Raw genomic sequence first — 7,534 nt, forward strand, 5'->3', positions numbered from 1 at the left:
TGCCAAGGCCGTGCAACGCCTCGACCGTCAACTGGATAACCCGCCGCAACCGAGGTTCGGTCAGTTTCGATGGAACCTGGGCCAGCGCGACGTGGGTCGAGACGTGGCTGACGCGAAAATCGCCATGGGCGAGCATCATCACGGAATCGCGGGCGCCTGTCAGTTCTGCCAGCATGTCGGTGTGACCGGCATAATGATAGCCGGCCAGATTGAGCGCCTCCTTGTTGAGGGGAGCCGTAACGATGCCCGCAATTGAACCGGCCTGCGCCAGGCGAACGGCCTTTTCGATCGCCAGATAGGCGAGGCGCCCGCCTTCCGCCGACAAGACGCCTGTCTCGATAGGTGTGCGTTCGGGGCCGGCTTCGAGAATGGCTAGCGGCGGAAAAACCCCGGTGGCCGAAGCCGACGGCTGTTCCTCCTCGATGCGCCCGGAAATCGACTCCATCGCACGCATCGCGGTGACGCTGCCGATTATGAGAAGGGACAACGATCCGTCGGCAAGGCGCGGTTTCAGCCGTGCGCATGCCTTTGCGATGATCTCGGGGCCGATGCCCGCAGGATCACCCATTGTGATGCCGAGTCTTGGACCAGACATGAACGCCTCTAATTGGTCAATTGTGAGCATCTTCTAAGCCTTATAACCATCAATGCGCAATAGTTTTCTTTCGCGGTCATTCGTAATCAACGGTGCGGTGAAAATCGGCATGTTTTCAACCCCTCCGAGGGGGGCGAGCCCATATCCCCGGGCTGCTGAACCGTCGTTGGACGTGATTTGACCGGCGCGAATGACCCGCCCCATGCCTTTGGCCGGCGACGGTCCTGATCAGCGATGGGCTGGAGTCGCGAGCCTGCAGAAGAGGGCGCTGTCGCCGAATGCGCCAGATTTCGAGATTGTGGCCAGCCCCTTGAAAACACCGCCTTCGATCCTGGAAATCGGAAGCCCCGGCTCGATCTCGCTCTCGACCGTGAGTTCGACGACGCCCAGGCTGGAGCACACCGATCGCAATGTTTCACCGCCGGTGACGAGCAGCGTTCCGGGCAGTGGCAAGCCGTCGAGAAGCGAGGCAAACACCTTGCCGATATGATCCGCCACCGCGTGGCGATCACCCGATGCAGCGACGGTGACAACCGATGGCGCGCCTCTCATGATCCGTTTCGCCAAATCCCTTTTCGCTTTGTCGATGTCGCGTTCCACGACGATATGCGCGTCCGCATGGCTGGCGGAAAAGCAGGCCACCTGCGCCGTCGTGACTTCGTGATTTGTGCCGACAAGGCCAAGGAACGGGGCGGGCAATGCCGGAATAGGCATGCGTGGCGTGCCCACGTGCCGTGCCAGCGCTGCAGCCAGGCCGCCCGTACCAACCCAGAGTGTCCGCGGCGCGCTCGCCGTTGCAACGATTTCGTCCAGGTCCTTGTCCGTTTCGGCGTCGTAGAGTGTGATGAAATGAACCGGCCGCGCGCCCGGTACCGACCGGCCAGACGAAAAGCGCTGACCCAGGCCGGCGACGATGTCGGGACCTACCATTTCGGACCGGTCGAGCCGCCATTGACGCCCAAGACGTGTAACGCGGCCCTGAAAGGGGAACGCGGGTGCCAGAACAACGCGCTGGTACCCACCCTCGACGATGCAGGCTTGTATTTCGGCGATGACGTGACCGCGCAGAAGGCTGTCGATCTTCTTGAAACTCAGTTGTCCGGCGGCAAGCCACGGCGCGTACCTCGAATGTCTCGCGACGGCGGTTGTCTCGGCACCCTCACGTGTGGCGATATCGACAGCCAAACGCCCCGAGAGCGCACGATCCAGTTGCCAGCTCACGCCGACACCGTGGCCTGGCGAGGCGAAGCAAACCGCGCTGTCCAGAGCGCCAGTCAGGTCGTCCGCGATGATCCGGATATCGACAGTCTCAAGAGCGCTCAACTGAAGAACCCGGACGGCTGACGCGCACGACGCGGACGTTCACATCGAGCGTCCGAAGATTGGTGAGGTTGGCCTGATCGATGCCGTCATCGGTAATGACCTGGTGGATGTCGGACAGGCGGCAGATGGTGCAGAAATTGGGAGTGGTGAATTTGGAATTGTCGGCAAGCACGACCACCCGGCGTGCCGCGGCGATCATCGCCTGCTTCATCGCCGCGACCTCGAGCGAGGTCTCCGTGAGCATGTCCCCGGTGATGGCATGCGTGCCCAGAATTGCCACATCGGCGTGGATGGTGCGCAGGAAATTCTCGCCAGGCTGGCCAACCAGAGTTAGGGAACCCGGCTTGCAGGTGCCTCCAAGCATGACGAGGCGTACTCCCGGCACGGTTGCGAGTATCTGCGCGATCGCCAGACTGTTGGTGACGGCAGTAAGCGCAATGGGTGCAGCCGCGATGGCGCGGGCGACTTCCAGAACAGTCGTGCTTGCGTCGAAAATGACACTCTGGCCGGGGCGAAGTTCCGACATCATGGCCGCACCTATGGCCTCCTTCTCAGCCCTGGCGAAGTGTGCGGCAGTGGCGAGATCCGGCTCGAAGGTGGCGAGTTCCGTGCGTTGAAGCATTGCTCCGCCATGCGTTCGCTCCAATGCTCCCTGCCGTTCCAGTGTCTCGAGGTCGCGCCGGATGGTCGAAGGTGACGCGCCGATGAGATCGATGAGTTCCTGAACGCCAACGGTTCCTTCCCGTTTAAGGCATTCGAGAATGAAAGCATGGCGCTTGGCTGGGATCAGATCGACCCGTCCACGCCCGCCATCGTCTTCCCATGACCCGGCGGACGCTGACGGCGCCATATCTTCCACCGTTGATTTTCGAACATTCCTTGCCACGTTCCTATCTCCGCACAGTGCAGCAACACGCTCGCCGGAATCATGGCGAGCCCAGCATCGCGAATATCACGAATCCATTCGGCGAGCCCACTGGTTTGTTATGGCGATGAGCGAATTCCAATCGCTTTTGGCCTCATTAGAATTATTTTGACTGATTTTGACCATATGTGATAAGCGATGATCGTCAATCGTCGTCAATTGGCGCTGACAAGTGCGCAGTTCTTGTCAAAAAATGGGAAATTAAGTCAGCGATTCAGAGCGCTTGGCTCTGTTGCGAACCGGGTTGGAGGAACCATGTCTTTCTTGTCGAAGCTGAAATCGGCCCTTGTCGGCGCCGCTGCTGCGGCCGTCTTGTCAACGGCGGCTGTCGCTGCCGATGAACCCACGGTCGGCGTTGTCGTGCCGACCCTGGATGCGCAATTCTGGAACAGCTATGTCGCCTTCATGAAGAAGGGAGCGGATGAGCTTGGGGTAAAGCTCGTCGTGCTCAATGCCGACAACAAGCCCGACCAGATGGTCAAGTCGCTTGAGGACCTGGTGGCCCAGAAAGTTGACGGCATTGTTTTCACACCCTATTGGGCCACTGCCGCTCGTGGGCTTACCTTGGCGAAGGAAGCCGAGATACCGGTCGTTCTCACCGACAGCTACCCGGATTTTTCGCCTCAAACCGAGCGTTTCCCCAATTACATCGCCTTTATCGGGCCGAGCGATGAAGGCGCCGGATACCAAATGGCCAAGGCGCTGTTCGCAGCGATCAAGCCGGGGTCGGATGGCAAGAAAGTGATCGGCGTGGTGAACGGCACCGCCGGCACCTCGGTCGCCATCGATCGTCGCAAGGGGCTGGAAGACGCTCTCAAGGAAGCGCCCGATGTGCGCGTCGCCGGCGAAGTCGATGGCAATTTCGTCCGTGATACGTCACAGACCGCGTTTGAATCGCTCTTCCAGGGCAATCCGGACATCACCGGCGTCTGGGCTGCGAACGGCGGCACTGCGACCGGCGTGATGGCTGCTCTCAAGAATCACGGGAAAGCGCCCGGCAAGGACGTTATGGTCGTCGGAATGGATCTCAACCCTGAGAATGTCGATGCGGTAAAGTCCGGCGACCTGCTTTTCGATATTGGCGGTCATTGGCTTCAGGGCGGCTTCGCCCTTGTCGCGCTTTTCGATCAGATCAAGGGTATTCCGGTTCCCGCGGGCGCCGACAATGTCAAGCTGAAGCTGCTGCCGCTGACCAAGGATCGCGTCGCGCAGTTCGAGAAGGACTTTCCTGGCGGCGTGCCGACATATGATTTCAGGCAGCACTCCCGCTTCTACAACAAGGATGCCAAGCCAGCCGTTTTCGAGATGCAATATAGCAACTGAACGTACGGTTGGACCTGCCTGCAATCCCACGGTTGCGGGCAGGACCTGCCTGGCATTTGGGCGTATTCAATTCATGACACTGACTGCGAGCGACCTGCGCAAGAGCTACGGCCAGACACGCGCCGTGGATGGCGTATCGGTGGTGCTTCGGCCCGGTATGGTTCACGCCATCGTCGGCGAAAATGGAGCCGGCAAATCGACGACCTTGCGTATGCTCGCTGGCGCGGAACGGCCTGACAGCGGCGTTATGACGTTGGATGACGCAAGATATGCCCCACCAAGTGTTATCGGTGCGGCGGCCCTTGGCGTGTCGCTTGTATACCAGGAAATCACGATCAACCGTTCGCTGACCGTTGCCGAAAACATCTTCATCGATCGTCTGCGACAGTTCGCCGGCTCTCTCGGTTTTGTCGATCGCAGGCGTATGGAATTGGCGGCGCAAGCGATCCTCGAACGGATTGGCGCGCAAATATCGGTCTCTGCCGACATAGGCAGCCTCAATCTCGGCGAGCTGAAATGCATCGAGATCGCCCGAGCGCTGTCTACAAATCCGAAAATCCTCCTTCTCGACGAATCCACCGCCTATCTCGATCATCGAGAGGTTCAGGCTGTCCTTGGCGTCATCAGCGAACTCAAAGGGCAGGGGATGACCGTAGCCTTCGTCTCTCATCATCTCGACGAGGTGCTTGCCGTCGCGGATGAATTGACGATCCTGAAAGACGGGCAATATGTCGGAACCTATCGCAGGGCCGAGATCGAGCCCAATGAAATTCATCGCCGCATGGTGGGGCGCGAACTCGCGAAAAGCATCTATCCGCCGCGGCCGCCGAAAGATCCAGGCAAGCCGCGACGGGGTCCTGTTGTCTTCGAAGCCTGCGAGGTCGCCGTTGGGCGCGAACTCGACGGCGTCAGCCTGGATGTACATGCCGGCGAAATCCTCGGCCTTGCCGGATTGAAAGGCGCTGGCGCCGAAGCGCTGTTCGCAGCCATTTGCGGCGACTTGCCTTTGCGCAGTGGCTCGATGAAGCTTGCAAATGGTTCATACGCGCCGTCGAGTCCGACTTTCGCCTGGCGACAGGGCGTCGCTCATTTGCCTGGTGACCGTCACAATGAAGGCCTGATCGCCGACTTCAGTCTCCTCGACAATCTGGTGATGGCCCGCCCACCGCATCGTGGGCCGTTCTTCGATCGCGCCGCTGCCATTGCCATCGCGGGTGACCTCATCGCCCAGTTCGGCATCAAGACGCAAAGCGTCGACGCGTCCTGCCGTTCGCTCTCGGGCGGCAATTTGCAAAAGGTGGTGATCGGCAAATGCTTGGCTGTCCAGCCACGTCTGCTCCTGCTCAACAATCCTACACGCGGCGTCGATATCGGCGCCCGCGCGGAAATCTATCGCATCATTCAGCAGAAGGCGGCGCAGGGCCTCGCCGTGATCCTGTCTTCAGAAGACATGCCTGAGCTGATCGGTATGTCGGACCGTTTGCTGGTGCTCCGGCAAGGACAAATTACGCATCGCATCGAGACGGCAGCCGATGCCACCGAGCATGACATCATTGGACATATGGCCTGACCATGGAAACGAACGTGACCTCGATCGCCACCAAGAGACCGAACGCAACCAGGGAACCCGGCGTCAATGCCAGGTTCGAAGTCGTCAAACGCGGCTTTCCGCTTGCCATGCTCGTCCTGCTCATTGTGATCTTCTCGATAGCCTCGCCACGCTTCCTGACCTTCAGCAACCTTCTCATCGTGCTTCAACAGGGCACGGTGCTGCTGGTTGCTGCGCTCGGCATGACCTTCGTCATCATGGCCGGTTCAATCGATCTTTCGGTCGGTTCAATTGTTGCACTGGCGGCATTGGCAGCCGCATTGACAGCTGACAGCCTTGGCGCCGCGGCGATCATTCCCGCCATTGCCGTCGGTGCTGTTGCCGGATTGATCAACGGCGTTCTCCTGGCCAAAGGCAAGGTGCCGTCCTTCATCGCAACCATGGGAGCGATGGTGGTCTATCGCGGCATCGTGCTGCTTTTTACACGTGGCGCTCCTGTCTCGATCGAGGATGAGCAATTCCTTGATGTCTATACCAATCGGACTTTGGGCATTCCGCACTCCGTGATCGTTGGCCTGGTGCTGATGGTTGTCGCGTATGGCATCATCAACAGGACGGTGTTCGGGCGCGAGGTTCGCGCCATAGGCGGTGGGGAACGTGTCGCCATTCTAACGGGCATTCAGGTCGCGCGCGTGAAAATCTATATGTATGTGCTTCTCGGTGCCTTGTGCGGCATTGCCGGCTTGCTACAAGCCGCGCGCGCCATGGCCGCCACCGCCCAACTCGGGGAGGGGCTTGAACTGGACGTCATAGCCGCGGTGGTCGTCGGCGGAACACCATTGACTGGAGGCGTAGGCAGTGTTGTCGGTACCATGCTGGGTGTTTTGATCATCACTCTGCTTTCCAACGGCATGAACATGGCCGGTGTCGATCCGTACCTTCAGAATATCGTCAAGGGTACGGTTTTGGTCTGCGCCGTATTCGTGACCATTGATCGCAAGAAGATCGGCATCATCAAGTGAGCGTCGACCTGCGGTTGGGCGAGATCTCGCGCCTTTCTGATCTTCGTGCACTCGACGTTGTATCTCCAGTCTGCTGGCGAACTCGCTGCTGGTCGCCGTCCGTCGCTCTCCCAGCCACGTACGCCATGGTGCGGTTGAAGGGTGGCGGTCGCTTCCTGCCGGCTTTCACGCAGGCGACCTACGTGGCGTAAGCGGTTCGCCCAATTTGACTCAAGAAGCTGATTCAGCATTTGCTGACCATATTCATTTTGAAACGAATGGCAGCTTTGCGCCTCCGTTCGCTAATTCGGGATGCCTTTGCCACTACCCAAAGGCAGACGTCACCCGAAAGCCGTTCCCTCTGGGTAAAAAAGCCGCGTTACCTCTTTGGCCAGCTCATGGGTTCCGACAGCGCCTGCATAACGTGGAGCTCAAAAGCGCCGGGCGCGTGGCTTGCCTCGGCCAACTGCCGGGCATCCCACTCTCGGACAATGCTGCCCTCGGCCAGAAGCACCGCGCGGTTGCAAAGGCCGGGAACGGCTTCCACGATATGGGTGGAGATGATGACCGCGTGGCTGCCCCCTCAGTGCGATGGCACGGATGATGCGCTTGACCTCAAAGGCGGCGAGCGGATCGAGGCCATTCAGGGATTCGTCGAAGATGAGCAGCGGTGGCGCGCCGAGCAATGCGGCGGCAATGGCAATCTTGGCCTGCGTGCCAAGCGAATATTCGGCAATCGGCCGTTCGAGCCAGCGCCTCAGCCCCAATCTCTCGACAACTTCGACGCCAGGCCAGTCATTCTCCGTACAGCCACGGAT

At 59.8% G+C, this 7,534-nt stretch carries 7 protein-coding genes; 3 read left to right on the forward strand and 4 right to left on the reverse strand.

Translation table 11 applies throughout. The features are described 5' to 3' along the window. The 3 genes from EN939_RS13855 to EN939_RS13865 form a co-directional block, all read right to left on the reverse strand. Positions 1–595: PdxA family dehydrogenase (locus EN939_RS13855; RefSeq protein ID WP_245473087.1), on the reverse strand; the 595-nt coding region annotated here is incomplete at its 3' end. 228 nt (positions 596–823) lie between these two features. After that, positions 824–1,918: a four-carbon acid sugar kinase family protein gene (locus tag EN939_RS13860; RefSeq protein WP_127268458.1), complete on the reverse strand. Its 1,095-nt coding sequence runs from the start codon at positions 1,916–1,918 to the stop codon at positions 824–826. Continuing rightward, the gene (locus tag EN939_RS13865; RefSeq protein WP_164748685.1) at positions 1,905–2,768 is read right to left on the reverse strand and encodes a DeoR/GlpR family DNA-binding transcription regulator; all 864 of its coding nucleotides are present in this window, start codon (positions 2,766–2,768) and stop codon (positions 1,905–1,907) included. Before EN939_RS13865 ends, EN939_RS13860 begins: the two co-directional genes overlap by 14 nt. A 330-nt stretch (positions 2,769–3,098) precedes the next feature. Between EN939_RS13865 and EN939_RS13870 the strand changes: the two genes are divergently transcribed. The 3 genes from EN939_RS13870 (at position 3,099) to EN939_RS13880 (ending at position 6,737) form a co-directional block, all read left to right on the forward strand. Beyond that, positions 3,099–4,166, forward strand: coding sequence for an ABC transporter substrate-binding protein (locus tag EN939_RS13870; protein WP_127372127.1), 1,068 nt, complete (start codon positions 3,099–3,101; stop codon positions 4,164–4,166). Positions 4,167–4,239: 73 nt separating this feature from the next. Further along, positions 4,240–5,736, forward strand: coding sequence for a sugar ABC transporter ATP-binding protein (locus EN939_RS13875; protein WP_164750984.1), 1,497 nt, complete (start codon positions 4,240–4,242; stop codon positions 5,734–5,736). 14 nt (positions 5,737–5,750) lie between these two features. After that, the gene (locus EN939_RS13880) at positions 5,751–6,737 is read left to right on the forward strand and encodes an ABC transporter permease (RefSeq protein WP_164748686.1); all 987 of its coding nucleotides are present in this window, start codon (positions 5,751–5,753) and stop codon (positions 6,735–6,737) included. Between the two features lie 410 nt (positions 6,738–7,147). Here the strand turns inward: EN939_RS13880 and EN939_RS13885 are convergent, their stop codons facing one another. Next, a complete protein-coding gene (locus EN939_RS13885) occupies positions 7,148–7,483 on the reverse strand; it encodes a hypothetical protein (protein ID WP_245473088.1) in 336 nt (111 codons plus the stop codon). Between the last annotated feature and the right edge of the window lie 51 nt (positions 7,484–7,534).

This window comes from Mesorhizobium sp. M7A.F.Ca.CA.002.05.1.1 (assembly GCF_003998335.1).
GTDB lineage: Bacteria > Pseudomonadota > Alphaproteobacteria > Rhizobiales > Rhizobiaceae > Mesorhizobium.

Coding starts and splice junctions, on each gene's coding strand:
- EN939_RS13870 (WP_127372127.1), top strand. CDS start 3,099: ATGTCTTTCTTGTCGAAGCTGAAATCGGCCCTTGTCGGCGCCGCTGCT.
- EN939_RS13865 (WP_164748685.1), bottom strand. CDS start 2,768: ATGGCGCCGTCAGCGTCCGCCGGGTCATGGGAAGACGATGGCGGGCGT.
- EN939_RS13875 (WP_164750984.1), top strand. CDS start 4,240: ATGACACTGACTGCGAGCGACCTGCGCAAGAGCTACGGCCAGACACGC.